Genomic DNA, 16,080 nt, shown 5'->3' with positions numbered 1-16,080 from the left:
TGCCAGCCGGTCGAGCGGCATCCGGACCGGTTCGGCGGTCGCGACCCACATGTGTTCCCATACGCCCATCGGGGCCCCCGTCTCGTCGTCGCGATTCGTGTCGAGTCGGCCCCCATTCTGCCCACCCGCGCCCACCGGGCGGGTGGCGGCGATGACAGGACGCGCCTCGGCGGTGTGGACCGAAGGCTGCGGTTCATGACCGGGTTCGGCTCCAGACCCGAACCGGGCCTCCGGCCCGGGTCACACCCCGCCGTTGGTGATCTCCTCCTGGAACTTCACGCGCTCGATGCCCTCCCGCGCGGTCAGCTGCCCCGTCAGCTCGCGGATCGAGCCGCGCCCGTGGAGCACCAGCTGCGTGGAGCGCGCGTCGCCGCCCCCGTCCGGATTCCCGTCCTCGTTGTCGATCTCGGTGACGGTGAAGCCGCGCTCGGTGCACGCGGCCAGCAGGTCTGAGAGTTTCATCGGGGCCGTGTACCGCACGTGCAGTCGCCCGGTGTGCCGTGCATGGCGGGCGATGATGTTCTCGACCGGGGCGAGCCCGGCGACGACCACGAGCTGCGCGACGGCGACCGCGACGGCCGCCCAGTACAGGCCCGCGCCGCACGCGATGGCGATCGCGGTGGTCGACCAGATCGAGGCCGCGGTGGTCATCCCGTAGAGGAGGTTCCGGTGGAAGAAGATGACGCCCGCGCCGAGGAAGCCGACGCCGGTGACCACCTGCGCGGCGATGCGCGCGGGGTCCACGCCGGGCGTGTTCGGGTCGACCTCGGCGAAGCCGTAGCGGCCGGCGAGCACGAACAGGCAGGCCCCGACGGCGATGAGGGCGTGGGTGCGCATCCCGGCGGGCTTGCCCTGCCATTCGCGTTCGGCGCCCACGAGGAGTCCGAGGAGCAGGGCTAGTCCGAGCGGTGCGAGGTGTGTCCAGAGATCGTCCATATTGCGCGCCAGGGTACCCGATCCGGCGCTTCGCGAATCCCCTTCAGGCCAGGAGGTCGGCCTCCCAGCCGTGCTCGCCCGCGCCCGGGCCGCGCTCGCCCTTGACGAGGCGGTAGTGCTCGGCGGCGAGCGCGGCGTCGCCGAGCTTGTCGCCGATGACGTCGAGCCAGTCGCCGGGCGCGATCTGGGTGGCGTAGGCGGCCATGGCGGCGCGCTTCTTCGCGGTGGCGGCCCCGTCGGCGCTGACGCAGGCGTCGATGTCCTCGTCGGGGACGCCGAAGGGCAGCTCGGCGGCGGAGGCGACGTCGGCGAAGGGGTTGTCGGTGGCGCCCTTGAAGGCCTCGAACTGGGCTTCGATGAGGCTGCGGGGCATGGTGGTCCAGTAGACCTTGCGGATGTCGTGGGCCGGGCCGAGGTCGGGGCGCCAGTCGGGGTCGGCGGCGAGTTCGACGGCGCGCATGGCGACGCGGTGGGCCTGGATGTGGTCGGGGTGGCCGTAGAAGCCGTCGGGGTCGTAGGTGACGAGGACTTCGGGCGCGCGGTCGCGGACGACGGCGACGAGGTCGGCGGCGGCGGTGTCGACGTCGGCGCCCCAGAAGGCGCGGGGGTGGTCGTTGGAGGGCAGGCCCATCATCCCCGAGTCGCGGTGGCGGGCGACGCCGCCGAGGAAGTGCGTGTCGGTGACGCCGAGGGCGGCGGTGGCCTGGCGGTACTCCCAGTAGCGGTAGCCGCCGAGCTGGTCGGCCTCGTTCGCGGCGAGCCCGGCGAGATGCGGGACGCGGACTTCGCCCTCCTCGCCGAGGGTGCAGGTGACCACGGTCAGGTGGACGTCGGGCCGGGCGGCGTAGTGGGCGAGGGTGGCGCCGGTGCCGACGGTCTCGTCGTCGGGGTGTGCGTGGACGAACAACATGCCGCGTGCGCTCATGCGCCAAGCGTAGCTTCGGGCACCGGGCGCATGCGCCACTCGCGGCCCACCGGCCACGGTGGAGCCATCGAGTGAAACTTGGCAATCTACAGCCCCACCAAGAAGAATGCTCGCAATTGTGATGCACCCCATGGTTCCAGATCACAGTTATGGGGCTATTCTGCGCTGACGGGCCGCAGCCCGCAGCCGATGGGGCACGACCCCACCGGGCCGCGGGCAAGGCCCGCCAGCTCTGCCACCGGGCTGCGCGCACGGCTCGCCGGCCACACACCGACGAGCCGCGCGCACGGCTCGCCAGCTTCGCCAAGGATGGGCGCCGATGACCACTACGGACGACACTGCCGTCTCCTCACCACCGCGCGCCGCCATAGCCGCGCGCAACCTCCGGATCGACAACTGGAGGCGGGGCCCGATCCTGACGGTCCTCGGCATCACCGCCTGGGTCGCCTACGCGACCTTCCGGGTCTTCTACCAGGGCGACTACTGGGTCGCCGACTACCACTACCTGACGCCGTTCTACTCCCCGTGCGTCTCCGAGGGCTGCGTCCCCGAATCCGCCCACTTCGGACGGTTCCTGCCGGACCACCCGCTGCTCCCCTACGCCGCGCTGAGCCTGCCGTTCCTGCTGGCCTTCCGGCTCACCTGCTACTACTACCGCAAGGCCTACTACCGGTCCTTCTGGCTCTCGCCGCCCGCCTGCGCCGTCCCCGACGGGCACGCGAAGTACACCGGCGAGACCCGCTTCCCGCTCATCGGGCAGAACCTCCACCGGTACTTCTTCTACCTCGCCTTCGCGATCTCGCTCGTCAACACGTGGGACGCGGTGCTCGCCTTCCACTCCCCCGACGGCTTCGGGTTCGGCCTCGGGAACGTGGTCCTGGTCGCCAACGTGGTCCTGCTGTGGTGCTACACCCTCGGCTGCCACTCCTGCCGCCACGTCATGGGCGGGCGGCTCAAGCACTTCTCCAAGCACCCGGTCCGGTACCGGCTGTGGACGATCTCCAGCGCGCTCAACGGCCGACACATGATGTGGGCCTGGATCACGCTGGCGTCCCTGGCGCTCACCGACGCCTACGTCATGGCGGTCGCGGCGGGCTGGATCGACGACCTGCGGTTCATCGGATAGGTAGGGGACAGCATGAGCGACAACGACATCAACGACGTCGAACACCTGGCCTGCGACGTCCTCGTCATCGGCGCCGGCGGGGCGGGCCTGCGGGCCGCCGTCGAGGCGCGCCTGGCCGGCAAGAGCGTCATCGTCATCTCGAAGTCCCTGTTCGGCAAGGCGCACACCGTCATGGCCGAGGGCGGCGCGGCCGCCGCCATGGGCAACGTGAACGCGAACGACAACTGGCAGGTCCACTTCCGCGACACCATGCGCGGGGGCAAGTTCCTCAACAACTACCGGATGGCCGAGCTCCACGCCCAGGAGGCGCCGGACCGGATCTGGGAGCTGGAGACCTACGGGGCCCTGTTCGACCGGACCCCCGAGGGCAAGATCAGCCAGCGCAACTTCGGCGGCCACGAGTACCCGCGCCTCGCCCACGTCGGCGACCGCACCGGGCTCGAGCTCATCCGCACCCTCCAGCAGAAGCTCGTCTCGCTCCAGCAGGACGACGAGGCCGCCGGGGAGCCCGAGGACCGGCTGCGGATCATCGACGAGACCACGATCACCGAGCTGTTCATCGAGGGCGGCGCGGTCAAGGGCGCCTTCGGGTACCGGCGGAGCACCGGCCGCTTCATGGCCGTCGCCGCCCCCGCGATCGTGCTCGCCACCGGCGGGATCGGGCGGTCGTTCAAGGTCACCTCGAACTCGTGGGAGTACACCGGGGACGGCCACGCGCTGGCGCTGCGCGCGGGCGCGGCGCTGATCAACATGGAGTTCATCCAGTTCCACCCGACCGGGATGGTCTGGCCCCCCTCGGTGCGCGGCATCCTCGTCACCGAGTCGGTGCGCGGCGACGGCGGAGTGCTCAAGAACTCCGAGGGCGAGCGGTTCATGTTCGACTACATCCCCGAGGTGTTCAAGGCGCAGTACGCCGACAACCCCGACGAGGCCGACCGCTGGTACACCGACCCCGACCAGAACCGCAGGCCCCCCGAGCTGCTGCCGCGCGACGAGGTCGCCCGGGCGATCAACGCGGAGGTCAAGGAGGGCCGGGGCACCGAGCACGGCGGCGTGTACCTCGACATCGCGTCCCGGCGCAGCGCCGACTACATCGTCGACCGGCTGCCGTCGATGCACCATCAGTTCAAGGAACTGGCCGACGTGGACATCACCGCCGAGCCGATGGAGGTGGGCCCGACCTGCCACTACATCATGGGCGGCGTCGAGGTCGACGCCGACACGGCCGCCTCGTCGGTGGCCGGGCTGTTCGCGGCCGGGGAGGTCTCGGGCGGCATGCACGGCTCGAACCGCCTGGGCGGGAACTCGCTGTCGGACCTCCTGGTGTTCGGGAAGCGGGCCGGCGAGTACGCGGCCGCGCACGCGTCGATGGCCGAGCCGCCGAAGCTCACCGACGAGGAGATCGCCACCGCGGCCCAGGAGGCGCTGCGGCCCTTCGGGAACGACGGCGAGAACCCGTTCGCGCTCCAGGAGGCGATGCAGGCGATCAACGGCCGCCTCGTGGGCATCATCCGCCGGGCGGGCGAGCTCGAGGAGGCGCTGACCGAGCTGGCGGCGCTGAAGGGCCGCATCGACCGGGTCCAGGCCACGGGCGGCCGGGCGTACAACCCCGGCTGGCACCTGGCGCTGGACCTGCGCAACATGCACGTCTGCTCGGTGGCGACCGCGCTGGCCGCACTGGAGCGGGCGGAGTCCCGCGGCGGGCACACACGCGAGGACGCTCCCGGGATGGACCCCGAGTGGCGCAAGACGAACCTGGTGGCGACGCTGGAGGGCGGCGAGGTGCGGCTGGCGCGCAAGCCGGTCCCGGCGATGACCCCCGAGCTGCTGGGGCTCTTCGAGACGACCGAGCTGTCGAAGTACATGACCCCTGAGGAGTACCAGCGGGGCTCCTCTTCGACCGGAGCGGAGGAGGCCTGATGGACACGAGGACCTTCCGGGTGTGGCGGGGCGACGCGGACGGCGGCGACTTCGCCGAGTTCGACGTCGCCGTCAACGAGGGCGAGGTGATCCTCGACGTGGTGCACCGCATCCAGGCCGAGCAGGCGCCGGACCTGGCGGTGCGGTGGAACTGCAAGGCCGGCAAGTGCGGCTCGTGCTCGGCCGAGGTGAACGGGATGCCGCGGCTGATGTGCATGACCCGCATGAACCTCTTCGAGGAGGGCGAGACGGTCACGATCACGCCGCTGCGGACCTTCCCGGTGGTGCGCGACCTCGTCACGGACGTGTCGTTCAACTACCGGAAGGCGCGGGAGATGCCCGCGTTCGCGCCGCCGCCCGACCTGAAGCCGGGCGAGTACCGGATGCGGCAGGTCGACGTGGAGCGCAGCCAGGAGTTCAGGAAGTGCATCGAGTGCTTCCTGTGCCAGAACACCTGCCACGTGGTGCGCGACCACGAGGAGAACAAGCAGCCGTTCGCGGGGCCGCGGGTGTTCATCCGGGCCGCGGAGCTGGACATGCACCCGCTGGACGCGCGGGACGACCGGCAGGCCATGGCGCAGGACGAGCAGGGGCTCGGGTACTGCAACATCACCAAGTGCTGCACCGACGTGTGCCCGGAGAACATCCACATCACCGACAACGCGATCATCCCGATGAAGGAGCGCGTGGCCGGCGACCGGTACGACCCGCTGGTGTGGCTGGGCCGCAAGATCTTCCGCAAGGAGAAGGCGCCGAAGCCGGCGGAGTGACCCGGCGGACCCCTGCGCGCCCCCGGGCGTCGTCGAGCCGGGGCGGCCGCAGGGGCGGCCGCCTTCACGTGCAAGCGGTTCGGGGCGGGACATCGCGATGCGATGTCCCGCCCCGTTCCGCGTCCCCTGGAGAGGACGGGTTCCGAGCGCCCCGGTGCGCGGTTCCCGGCTCCCGGCTCCCGGCTCCCGGCCCGGTCGTCCGCGCTCGGCCGCCGGTGCGTCGGTTGCCGGTGCTCAGTTGTCGGCGGTCTGGACGAGGTCGATCTCGACGACGATGTTGCCGCGGGTGGCGTTGGAGTACGGGCAGACCTCGTGGGCCTTGGCGACCAGGCCCTCGGCGGTCTCGCGGGGCGCGCCCGGGGTCGCGACCTCGAGGATCGCGTTGAGGGCGAAGCCCTCGCCCTCCTTGGCGATGCCGACGCTGGCCTCCACGGTGGAGGCGCCGAGGTCGACCTTGGCGGCGCGGGCGACGGCCTGGAGCGCGCTGTGGAAGCAGGCCGCGTAGCCCGCGGCGAACAGCTGCTCCGGGTTGGTCTTGCCGCCGGGCCCGCCGAGCTCCTTCTGGACGGCGAGGTCGAGGTCGACGAGGCCGTCGTCGGTGGCGACGTGGCCGTCGCGGCCCGCGCCCGACGAGACGGCGTGGGCGACGTAGAGCGGTTCCATGGTGTTCTCCTTCGCGATGCTGGTTTCAGGACCCGGTGCCGGTGTTGCGATTCGGTGCCGGTGTTACGACTTGGTTCTGGTGTTACGACTCAGTGCTGGTGTTACGACTCGGTGCCGGTATCACGACGCGGCCCCGCGGCCCGGCGACGGCTCGGCGGCCTGGTAGCCGCGGACGGCCTCGGTGAACTCGTTGAGCTTGTCGCGCAGGGCGATCAATTCCTCGTAGGACATGCCGGAGGCGCTGCCGACGATCTGGGGTATCTCGCAGCCCTGGCGCTCGAGCGCGGCGCCGTCGGCGGTGAGGTGCACGGTGACGCGGCGCTCGTCGCCGGACTCGCGGCGGCGCTCGACGAGCCCGGCGGCCTCGAGCCGCTTGAGGAGGGGCGAGACGGTGCCGGAGTCGAGCTGGAGGGCGTCGCCGAGGGCGGTGACGGTGAGGCCGTCGGTCTCCCACAGGGCCATGAGGACCAGGAACTGCGGGTAGGTGAGGCCGAGGCGGTCGAGCAGCGGCCGGTACAGCCCGATGACCGCGCGGGAGGCGGTGTACATCGCGAAGCAGGCCTGCTCGCGGAGCCGAGGTGTCACGTCCATGCAGAGAACGATAGTGCACAACTAAATTGCGCGCAACCTAATCGGGTGTGATCTATCGGTCGACGGTTTCGCCGTGCGCCCGACTACCATCCCCAACGCCCACCCACCCGGGGGAAAGAAGGTAGCCCCACCTTCCCGCGCGGGTCCGACGAGAACCGGCCCCGGCGGCGCGCGTGTCACCCGGAAGAGTGGTCGGAACCCAGGCCCGTCGCCCTGCCCACCGCCCTGAACGCCGCCTCCGGGTCGTTCTTCACCGCCTGCGGGAAGTTGCCCGCGACGAGCAGCTCCGCGAAGCCGTGCGCGAGGGACCAGGCCGCGAGGGCGGCCGCGTTGAACTCGCCGCCGTCGGACTCCCCCGAGCCTCGATGGAGGGCCGCGGCCGAGCGGGAGGCGGCGCGCTGGAGGTCGGGGTCGTCGGCGTGGACGAGCTCTGGTCTGAACATGACCTCGAAGTAGGGTCGGCGGTCGATGGCGAAGCGGACGTAGGCGGCGCCGACCGCGGTGAAGTCCCCGGTGGCGTCCCAGGCCGCCTCCAGCGTGTCGGCGAGGCGGCCGAAGCCCTCGGCGGCGACGGCGGTCAGCAGCCCGGCCTTGTCGCCGAAGTGGTGGGCCGGGGCGGCGTGGGAGACGCCCGCCTTCTTGGCGACGGCGCGCAGGCTCAGGGCGCTGGGCCCGGCTTCGCCGACGGCCTCGACGGCCGCGTCGATGAGGGCGCGGCGGAGGTCGCCGTGGTGGTAGCGATCGGTCACGGCACCACCATAGCGCAGATCTTGACAGTGTCAAACAACACGGGCTCGACATCCCGATATAACTTGACACTGTCAAGACGGGTGCGTAGGTTGAGTTCCGGAACCACTCACGATTGGAAGCCCCCGATGTTCGAATCCTCCATCGCACTGAGCGACGCCTCCCGCCTCCTGGCCGGGATCGTCCTCCTCACCGTCGTCACCATCGAGTTCGGCGGCACCTTCCTGGTCAGGGTCGCCAGCGGCAAGGTGCCCCTCACCGACTTCCAGAAGTCCTTCTCGCGCGCCGGGCACGCCCACGCCGGGGTGCTCGTGATCCTCAGCCTCGCAGGCCTGGTCCTCGCCGACGCGTCGGGCCTGGACGGCTTCTGGGGCTGGGTCGCCCGCGCCGCGATCCCGGCGGCCGCGGTCCTCATGTCCGGCGGCTTCTTCGCCGCCATGGCCGGCAAGGGCCGCACCGAGCCGAACAAGGCGATCGCGCTCCTCTACGCGGGCGCCGCGAGCCTCGCCGCCGGCACCCTGACCCTCGGGATCGGCCTCCTGGCGGCCTGAGGCCCCGCAGTCGTGGGCGCCCGGCCCCCGGGCCGCGTGCGAACGAGCCGCCGGACACCCCGGCCCGGGGGTGGGCGCCCACTCCATCCGCGGTCGCGCCGCGAGGCCGCGGCGCGGCCCCGCCTAGACTTGACCCTCGTGAAACTCAGCATCGGTATCGTCGGCCTGCCCAACGTCGGCAAGAGCACGCTGTTCAACGCGCTGACCCGCTCGGAGATCCTCGCGGCCAACTACCCGTTCGCGACGATCGAGCCCAACGTCGGCGTGGTCGCCGTCCCCGACGCCCGGCTCCCGAAGCTCGCCGAGATGTACGACTCGGAGAAGACCCTGCCCGCGACGGTCACCTTCGTCGACATCGCCGGCCTGGTCAAGGGCGCCTCCGAGGGCGCGGGCAAGGGCAACCAGTTCCTGTCCAACATCCGCGAGACCTCCGCGATCGCGCAGGTCGTGCGGGTCTTCGAGGACGGCAACGTCACCCACGTGGACGGCAAGGTCTCGCCCGTGGACGACATCGAGACGATCAACACCGAGCTGATCCTGGCCGACCTCCAGACCGTCGAGAACGCCCTCAAGCGCCTCGAGCGCGAGGCGCGCATGAACAAGGACGCCCGGGCCAAGCTCGAGGCGGTCCAGACCGCCCGCGAGGTGCTCGACGGCGGCAAGACGGTCTTCGCGGCCGGACTCGACACCGAGCTGCTGTACGACCTGCACCTGCTCACGGCCAAGCCGTTCATCTACGTGTTCAACGTGGACGAGGACCAGGTCGCCGACGAGGAGCTGGCCGCGAGGCTGCGCGCGATGGTGGCCCCGGCGCAGGCGGTCGTCCTCGACGCCAAGTTCGAGTCCGAGCTCATCGACCTGGACGAGGAGGAGGCCCGCGAGCTGCTGGAGTCGACCGGGCAGAGCGAGCCGGGCCTGGACCGCCTCGCGAGCGTCGGCTTCGAGACCCTCGGGCTCCAGACGTACCTGACGGCCGGGCCGAAGGAGAGCCGCGCCTGGACGATCAAGAAGGGCGCGACCGCGCCCGAGGCCGCCGGGGAGATCCACACCGACTTCCAGCGCGGCTTCATCAAGGCCGAGATCGTCTCGTTCGACGACCTGATGGAGGCCGGGACCATGCAGGCGGCGAAGGCCGCCGGGAAGGTCCGCATGGAGGGCAAGGACTACGTCATGGCCGACGGCGACGTGGTCGAGTTCAGGTTCAACGTGTAGCCGCGCCTCCCCGCCGACCCGCGCGGCGCACCGCCCGCCCCGCCCTGAGAAAGGGAGCGCTTCATGAGTGCGATCGAGTTCGCCCGCGAGAACCGGTGGCTGCCCCGCGTGCTCCGGCAGGACGGGGAGCTGCGCCTCGAGGTGGTCGGCGGCGCCGACGCCCTCCACGACCCGCGGATCTTCACGCTCCCCATCGAGGCGGCGCACCTCGCGGTGCTCCGCGACGACCTGGCGAGGCACCTGGTCCTGTGGAGCGCGCTGCTGCCCCTGTGCCACGGCGCCGGCGTCAGCGGCCCGCTCGACGAGGCGGCGGCCGTCGCCCTGCTCGACCCGATCCTCCTCGCGGGTCCCGACGACGCGGACGCGTTCCTCGCCCGGGTCGGATGGGACCGGAGCCGGCTCGTCGCGCACGGCGCCGACATCGGCCTGCTCGAGAGCGGCCGGGTCCTCGCGGCGATGGGCGCGGCCGCCGAGGCCGCCGACTGGAAGCGGGCCCAGGAGTACGAGGCGGACCGGGACCGCGCTCGGCGCGGCGTCGCCCTCTCCCCGCTCGACGCCGCGGTCCTGAAGTTCACCGGGCAGTACCTCCACGGCGCGACGATCCCGCGCCGCGACCCCGCGGCCGTCGACCCCGGCCTGCTCCCCGAGGTGCTCGGGGTGATCGGCACCGCGGAGCGGGCCCGCACGGGGACGAGCATCGCCCGGGACCCCCGCAGGGGAAGGACCGGCACGGACAAGCGGGACTGGACCCGGATGGAGGAGGCGGTCGGCGCGGCCGTGCGCGGCGCGCACCCGGCGCTCGCCGACGACGCGGTGCGCACCGTGAGCTTCCTGATGTGCTCCGAGGCCGCCGCCGACGCCCGGAAGCGGCCGTTCGACGCCGAGGCCGACCGCACAGGCGCGCCCGCCCGGTCCAGAGCACTGACCTTCACGGACGACAAGGAGTTCCAGAGGACGTGGACCCCGGGGGCCCCTCGCGCCGCCGCCGAGGAGTTCTGGGAGTTCGTGGCCGAACGGCACGGCTCCGGCAACGAGGTGTTCTCACTCGAGGACGAGGCGCTGGGCGAGGGGGTCCAGCTGCACTTCTACGCCGACTCCATCGCCCGGGTCATGACCGTGGCGCGGGACGAGGACGGGGCCGAAGCGGAGTACCGGGTCGAGTACGGCCTGGTCGACGGGCTCGAGGGGTACCGGGCCATGGTGCGGGGGTTCGCCGACGGCGGGTACGCCGCGCTGGACCGGCTCGGGGGCTGGACCTCCGACGTCGCCGAGTTCGAGCGGGCCCGGCGGCGGCGCGACGCCGCGGCCCGGCAGGGCTCGAACCGAACGGGGGGCGACACCGCCGGGCCCGGACCGGACGCCCCGGCACGCCGCCGGTACGTCTTCCGGGACGACGCCGGCCGCGAGGAGCCGGTGGCCGCGCACCGCCCCCAGGAGGGCTATGTCGCGTTCTCCGCGTTCTTCGAGGGAAGCGACGCCGAGAGCTTCACCATCGAGGACCAGGCGTCGGACCAGCGCCTCGTGCTCATGCCCCGGCGGGGAGCGGTCTCCCGTGTCGACGGCTCCGGAGCCGAGTACCTCAAGGTCGACCGCGCCAACGCGTACCTGCCGGCCGCGATGCTGTTCTTCGAGAACGGATACTCGGGGCTGAACCACTACGGGCAGTGGATGCCCGGCCTCGACGACCTCGAAGCGCCGCCCGAGGCCCGCGGGGCGGCCCGGGCCGCGGCGGTCGCGACGGAGCCCGCCGCGATCGAGGAGGTCGCCCGGATCTGGGCGCGGTCGGGCGCCGTCGACCCGAGCGACCGGTACTACGTCTTCTTCGACTCGCACGGCCTGGAGGACGACCGGGCCGAGCGCGCCGAGCTGATCGGGCTGATCGCGTTCCTCGGCCTCGACCGCGTCGAGCCGCCCGCGGAGGCGGCCGACGGCGAGGTCTGGGTGCGCACCGACCCGCGCCTCGACGCCGAGTTCGAGCAGTGGTCGTGACGCGGGCCTCCTGACCGTCCCAGGCCGGGAAGTGCGCCGAGGGGCCGGGTGCCGCTTCGGTGCATGAGCCTCCCGCTCAGCCTTGCGCGGCGCGCTCCAGCCACGTCCAGAGCGCCTCCTCCCGCTCGGCGTCGTACGACTCCTTCGACGAGGCGGCGACGCGGGCGCGGTGGACGTACGACCCCGTGGCCGCCGCGGTGTCGCCCAGGACGACGTCGGCGAGCCTGCGGCCCGCGACCGGAGGGGTGTCGACGAGCGGGGTGAGCACAAGCGCCGGGACGACGCGCCTCATCAGGAAGTCCGACGCCCCGCCGGCGTCGCGGGCCAGGCCGGTGCCGATGACGAGACTGGGGTTGTAGGCCACGATGTCGACCCCTGAGGGGAGCCTGCGCGCCCACTCGTGGACGAGGTGGATGCCGCCGAGCTTGCTGGTGGCGTAGGCCCGCCGACCGGCGCGCACGGTGCCCGGCCGGGGGTAGGCGCCGGGCCGGAAGAGGGTGTCCGGCGTCGTCCAGGCGGTGGAGGGGAACGTGCCGCCGGTGTGGCGGAGGTCGCCGAAGTGGGCGTCGCTGACGGTGACGACGATGCGCGCCGGGGCGCTCCGCAGATGCGGGTGCAGCCTCCGCAGCAGCAGGTGGGTGGCGAGCACGTTGACGGCGAAGGTCGTCTCGTAGCCGTCGACCGTGGTGTGCAGGGCGCTGTCGAGGTGGACGCCGGCGTTGCAGACCACGCCGCGCAGCGGCGGCAGCCCGCCGGCGTCGAGGAGGTCTTCGACCTGCGCCGCGGCGGCGTTCACGCTGGCCGTGCTCGCCAGGTCGACGTCGATCGCGGAGACGTGCGGGGAGACCTCCCGCAGCCGCGGCGCCACCGGTGCGGCGGAGGCCGCCCGCGCGAGGACGACGAGGTGGGCGTCCGCATCGCGCCGGAGCAGCTCCCGCGCGGCCTCGAAGCCGATGCCGCGGGTGGCTCCGGTCATGACGATCGTGTGGGCGGGTGCGGGCATGGTTCCTCCGTGCGCGTCGCCGACGGTCCCCGCCTCCGCGGTTCGGTGGCTCCGGGGGGCCGTCGGGAACGACTCTGCGGGAGGGGCGGCGGTGGGGGAAGGCCGCGCCGAACCTGGTCCTGCCAGGGCCCGCCTCGCGGTCGCGGATCCGCGGCGGGCGCGTGCAGACTGGTGTCATGCAGCATGCGGACTACCCGGATCTCGGGGGCTACCTCCGGCGGCGCCGGGCGATGATGGCGCCCCCGAGGGCCGCGGACGGCCCCCGGGACTCGCGCCGACGGGTCCCGGGCCTGCGCCGCCAGGAGCTGGCGGAGATCGCGTCGATCTCCGTCGAGTACTACACGCGGCTCGAGCAGGGGCGGGCGCCGCGGCCCTCCCGAGACATCCTCGCCGCGCTGGCCCGCGCGTTCGAGCTCACCGCCGCGGAGCGCGACCACCTGTTCCGGCTCGCCGGCGAGCTGCCGCCCGAGCCGTCCGAGCCTTCGAGCGCCGTCCGCCCGGGGCTGCTGCGCCTCATGGAACGGCTCGACCCGGCGGTCCCCGTGACGGTGCACGACGGCCGGCTCGACGTGGTGGCCGCCAACGCCGCCGCGGTGGAGCTCTTCGGGTCGGTCACCGGGGACGGGGCCTACGGCCGCAACATCGTCCACCGCGCCTTCACCGGCCCGGCCTTCGCGGGCCGCCTCGACGAGGACGGGGCGGACCGGCTCTTCCGGGCGGCCGCCGCGGAGCTGCGCGCGGCGATGAGCCGCTACCCGCAGGACCCCTACCTGCACGGGTTGCTGCGGGACCTGACGGCTCGCAGCCCCGTCTTCCGCGAGCGCTGGGAGCGCGGCGAGGTCGGCGTGTGGCGATCCGCGTTCAAGCGCCTCCGCCACCCCTCACGGGGCTGGCTCGACTTCGAGACCGAGATGCTCCACGACCCGGAGCGCGACCACTGGTTCATGCTGTACACCCTGCGCACTGACGCCGCCTAGCCGCGGCCCGGCCCGCCTCCCGGTGCGCGAGCGGGATCCGTTGGGGGCCTTCGGTTCCGCGCGGCCGAGCGGGGGCGCCTCGCGTTTCGGCGCGCGCTCGGGTTGGATCGGACCCATGGGCATTCACTCCTTCCATCTCGCGCGGCTGCCGCTGCGCGAAGCGGCGGGCGCGCTCCTCCGCCCGCCTTCGGCGCCGGGACTGCGCCACCTCGAAGTGCTCGCCGGGATGCGGCTGGGCGCGCCCGTGGTGTCGCCGCACCGCATGCAGGTCCGGCGCCTCGCCGTGTTCGCCGAGTGGGCCGACGAGGCCGCGCTCGAGGACTTCCTGGCGCAGGCCCCGCTCGGGCGCGGGCTCGGCCGCGGATGGCACGTGCGGCTGGAGTTCCGGCGCCGCTGGGGCGCGGTCCGGGAACTGGCGCACCTCCCCGCCGAGACCGGGCGGACGGACCCCGCCGAGCCCGTCGTCGCGGTGACCCTCGCCCGGATGCGCCTGCCGGAGCTGCCGCGGTTCCTCCGCTGGGGCAGGCCCGTCGAACGCCAGGTGCGCGACCACCCCGAGACGACGCTCGCGCTCGCGGCGGTGCGGCCGCCCCGGACGGTCGCCACGTTCTCGGTCTGGACCAGCGCCCGCGCCATGACGGGCATGGTCTTCGGGCGCGACGACGGCGACGCCGCCCGCCTCCACGACGCGGCGATGGCGGAGCGGGAGCGGCGGGACTTCCACCACGAGTTCACCACGCTGCGCTTCCGGCCCCTGTCCGAGCACGGGTCGTGGGAGGGCCGGTCCGGCATCGTCCCCTGGGCCGGGTGACCGGCCCCGGGGCGCGGCGACGGCGGCGCCCTTGAACTGGGCCGCGTGTAGGCAAGGCGTTTTCCGGGAACGGTGGTGCGTGACGCCGCCGCGATCGGCGCGGCGGCGCCGTCCCCCGGAGGTGTGCGATGAACCGTGAAGTGACCGTGGTGACCGGCGGCGGGCAGGGCGTCGGCAGGGCGGTCGTCGAGCGGCTGCTCGCCGACGCGCACGCCGTCGTGGTCGTGGAGCTGCGCGACGAGGGGCTCGAGTGGCTGGACGGCCCGATCCGCGACGGGCTCGCGTGGGTGATCGTGGGCGACGCGGCGGACGACGCGGTCGCCGCGCAGGCGGCCGCGACCGCCGAGACGCTCGGCACGCTCACCGGCTGGGTCAACAACGCCGCGGTCTTCGAGGACGCGTGGCTGCACGAGGCAGGCGGGGCGGCGGTGGCGGAGCTGATCCGGCGCAACCTCCAGCCGTCCCTGGCGGGCTCGGCCGCGGCGGTGGCCGCGTTCCGGGCCGCCGGCACGGCGGGGTCGATCGTCAACGTCTCCTCCCACCAGGCGCGGCGGGCCGTGCGCGGGGCGCTGCCCTACGCCACGGCCAAGGCGGCCGTCGAGGGGCTCACGCGGGCGCTGGCGGTGGACTACGGGCCGTGGGGCGTGCGGGTGAACGCGGTGGCGCTGGGGTCGATCGCGACCGAGCGGCTGCGGGCGCTGGCGGAGTCCGGCGAGGAGGAGCACGCCCGGGTGGCCGGGGCGATGCGGGACCTGCACCCGCTCGGCCGGGCGGGGGCGGCCGCGGAGGCGGCCGAGGCGATCGCGTACCTGCTGTCGGCGCGGGCGTCGTTCGTCAGCGGGGCCGTGGTGCCCGTGGACGGGGCGCGGTCGGCGCAGGGCATGGATTTGGAGAGCGGGACGGCGGCCGAGTGAGCGGCGGGCCCGCCGGAGGCGGTGCCGGGCGCCTCGCGGGGAGGGCTTCCCGGACGTTCGGGGGCGGGCGCCGGACGTGACGGCGGCGGATCACCGGGAGGTGGGGTCCCGGTGATCCGCCGTGGGTCTGCGGTGTCGTTCGCCGCGGTCTCGCCCGCGGTCCTACTCGCTGCGTCTGAGCCAGCGGAAGCGGCCCTTGGACAGGTGCGGGCCGTGCTGGGCCGCCGGGTCCCCGGCGATGGTGATGTAGGCGGTCTCGACGCGGCCCGCGAAGGTCACGTCGGTGAGGCTGAACCCGCCCTCACGGGCGAGCACGATGAGCGTCGCCTCGTCGGTGCGGGACACGTCCGGCCTGACGCCGAGCGTGTCCGCGAAGATCTTGATCTGCTCGGCGAGCTCCGCGTGCTGGGAGTCGTCCAGCGGCAGCGACCGCGAGAGGCGGCCGTCGTCCGCCACCCAGCTGTTGAGCTCCCTCAGTGCGTCCAGCAGCACGTTGTCGTCTTGCTCCGTTCTCCCCATATGGCACCGTCGCCATTCGTCCTGGCCGCGTCCGGTGAAGCGGCGCCCTGCCGAAGCAGGGCCACGACCGATCAGTAAGGTTGGTCTGATTCGGTTCCGACGGACACGAGGGGCGTTCGTGTCTGAATTGTCGCCGGATCTTTATCATTTCTGCATCGAGTCTTCCGCGTCTCCCAGCTTCTGTCCAGACTCGCAAATGGGATTAATCGGGTATTCGCGACTTACCGGGACGGTTCTTACCTGGTTTTGTGCCGATGGACACGATTCCCACCCACCCGGTCCATGCGACATCATCCGAACGTATGAACAACAGCTTGCACAGTGGCCGTCACCGTTCGTCATCTGACGCGCGAAAGATAACGAAACGCCCTCGGGCCGGCCTCGCGCACGGCCGCTTCAGCTCCCCTTCAGGTTCCCCCGCTACCG

The 16,080-nt window shown here is 72.7% G+C and carries 15 protein-coding genes and 1 pseudogene; 9 read left to right on the top strand and 7 right to left on the bottom strand.

What is annotated here, in order from left to right:
• Positions 1–240: 240 nt before the first annotated feature.
• Both LO763_RS23400 and mshB read right to left on the bottom strand, forming a co-directional pair.
• Positions 241–936, bottom strand: a complete 696-nt coding sequence (locus tag LO763_RS23400; protein ID WP_230789640.1) for an MgtC/SapB family protein — start codon at positions 934–936, stop codon at positions 241–243.
• A 43-nt stretch (positions 937–979) separates the two neighbouring features.
• A complete protein-coding gene (gene mshB, locus LO763_RS23395; RefSeq protein ID WP_230789638.1) occupies positions 980–1,861 on the bottom strand; it encodes an N-acetyl-1-D-myo-inositol-2-amino-2-deoxy-alpha-D-glucopyranoside deacetylase in 882 nt (293 codons plus the stop codon).
• Between the two features lie 319 nt (positions 1,862–2,180).
• On the opposite strand from mshB, the gene sdhC reads away from it, so the two are divergent.
• The 3 genes from sdhC to LO763_RS23380 are packed head-to-tail and all read left to right on the top strand — an operon-like array spanning position 2,181 to position 5,677.
• On the top strand, positions 2,181–2,987 hold the full coding sequence (gene sdhC / locus LO763_RS23390) for a succinate dehydrogenase subunit SdhC (RefSeq protein WP_230789636.1): 807 nt from the start codon (positions 2,181–2,183) through the stop codon (positions 2,985–2,987).
• Positions 2,988–2,999: 12 nt separating this feature from the next.
• Positions 3,000–4,907 (top strand): fumarate reductase/succinate dehydrogenase flavoprotein subunit, encoded by a 1,908-nt coding sequence (locus LO763_RS23385; RefSeq protein WP_230789635.1) that lies wholly within the window; start codon positions 3,000–3,002, stop codon positions 4,905–4,907.
• Positions 4,907–5,677 carry a succinate dehydrogenase/fumarate reductase iron-sulfur subunit gene (locus LO763_RS23380; protein WP_230789633.1) on the top strand — a complete coding sequence of 257 codons (771 nt, stop codon included), beginning with the start codon at positions 4,907–4,909 and terminating at the stop codon, positions 5,675–5,677. The genes LO763_RS23385 and LO763_RS23380 overlap by 1 nt, the downstream gene beginning before the upstream one ends.
• Before the next feature lie 234 nt (positions 5,678–5,911).
• Here the strand turns inward: LO763_RS23380 and LO763_RS23375 are convergent, their stop codons facing one another.
• The 3 genes from LO763_RS23375 to LO763_RS23365 form a co-directional block, all read right to left on the bottom strand.
• The gene (locus LO763_RS23375) at positions 5,912–6,340 is read right to left on the bottom strand and encodes an organic hydroperoxide resistance protein (RefSeq protein WP_230789630.1); all 429 of its coding nucleotides are present in this window, start codon (positions 6,338–6,340) and stop codon (positions 5,912–5,914) included.
• Positions 6,341–6,460: 120 nt separating this feature from the next.
• Positions 6,461–6,931 carry a MarR family winged helix-turn-helix transcriptional regulator gene (locus LO763_RS23370; protein ID WP_230789627.1) on the bottom strand — a complete coding sequence of 157 codons (471 nt, stop codon included), beginning with the start codon at positions 6,929–6,931 and terminating at the stop codon, positions 6,461–6,463.
• A 176-nt stretch (positions 6,932–7,107) separates the two neighbouring features.
• The gene (locus LO763_RS23365) at positions 7,108–7,680 is read right to left on the bottom strand and encodes a TetR/AcrR family transcriptional regulator (RefSeq protein WP_230789625.1); all 573 of its coding nucleotides are present in this window, start codon (positions 7,678–7,680) and stop codon (positions 7,108–7,110) included.
• A 126-nt stretch (positions 7,681–7,806) separates the two neighbouring features.
• Here LO763_RS23365 and LO763_RS23360 point away from each other — a divergent pair, with 126 nt between their 5' ends.
• From LO763_RS23360 to LO763_RS30110, 3 genes and pseudogenes are all read left to right on the top strand, one after another.
• Entirely contained in the window at positions 7,807–8,229 is a 423-nt protein-coding gene (locus tag LO763_RS23360; protein WP_230789622.1) for a hypothetical protein, read from the top strand.
• 138 nt (positions 8,230–8,367) lie between these two features.
• Positions 8,368–9,441, top strand: coding sequence for a redox-regulated ATPase YchF (gene ychF / locus LO763_RS23355; protein WP_230789619.1), 1,074 nt, complete (start codon positions 8,368–8,370; stop codon positions 9,439–9,441).
• Between the two features lie 63 nt (positions 9,442–9,504).
• Positions 9,505–10,746: pseudogene (locus tag LO763_RS30110) on the top strand (DUF6357 family protein); the annotation flags it as partial.
• 760 nt (positions 10,747–11,506) lie between these two features.
• On the opposite strand, the gene LO763_RS23345 reads toward LO763_RS30110, so the two are convergent.
• Positions 11,507–12,433, bottom strand: a complete 927-nt coding sequence (locus LO763_RS23345) for an SDR family NAD(P)-dependent oxidoreductase (protein ID WP_230789613.1) — start codon at positions 12,431–12,433, stop codon at positions 11,507–11,509.
• 176 nt (positions 12,434–12,609) lie between these two features.
• Between LO763_RS23345 and LO763_RS23340 the strand changes: the two genes are divergently transcribed.
• From LO763_RS23340 to LO763_RS23330, 3 genes are all read left to right on the top strand, one after another.
• Positions 12,610–13,410 carry a helix-turn-helix domain-containing protein gene (locus LO763_RS23340; RefSeq protein WP_230789610.1) on the top strand — a complete coding sequence of 267 codons (801 nt, stop codon included), beginning with the start codon at positions 12,610–12,612 and terminating at the stop codon, positions 13,408–13,410.
• Between the two features lie 115 nt (positions 13,411–13,525).
• The gene (locus LO763_RS23335) at positions 13,526–14,221 is read left to right on the top strand and encodes a hypothetical protein (RefSeq protein WP_230789608.1); all 696 of its coding nucleotides are present in this window, start codon (positions 13,526–13,528) and stop codon (positions 14,219–14,221) included.
• Between the two features lie 128 nt (positions 14,222–14,349).
• Positions 14,350–15,135: an SDR family NAD(P)-dependent oxidoreductase gene (locus LO763_RS23330; RefSeq protein WP_230789606.1), complete on the top strand. Its 786-nt coding sequence runs from the start codon at positions 14,350–14,352 to the stop codon at positions 15,133–15,135.
• Positions 15,136–15,297: 162 nt separating this feature from the next.
• On the opposite strand, the gene LO763_RS23325 is transcribed toward LO763_RS23330, so the two are convergent.
• A complete protein-coding gene (locus LO763_RS23325; RefSeq protein ID WP_230789603.1) occupies positions 15,298–15,654 on the bottom strand; it encodes a hypothetical protein in 357 nt (118 codons plus the stop codon).
• Positions 15,655–16,080: the final 426 nt, after the last annotated feature.

Source organism: Glycomyces amatae (assembly GCF_020991375.1).
Classification (GTDB): Bacteria; Actinomycetota; Actinomycetes; order Mycobacteriales; family Micromonosporaceae; genus Glycomyces; species Glycomyces amatae.
This window is presented reverse-complemented; position numbering and strand designations above follow the sequence as displayed.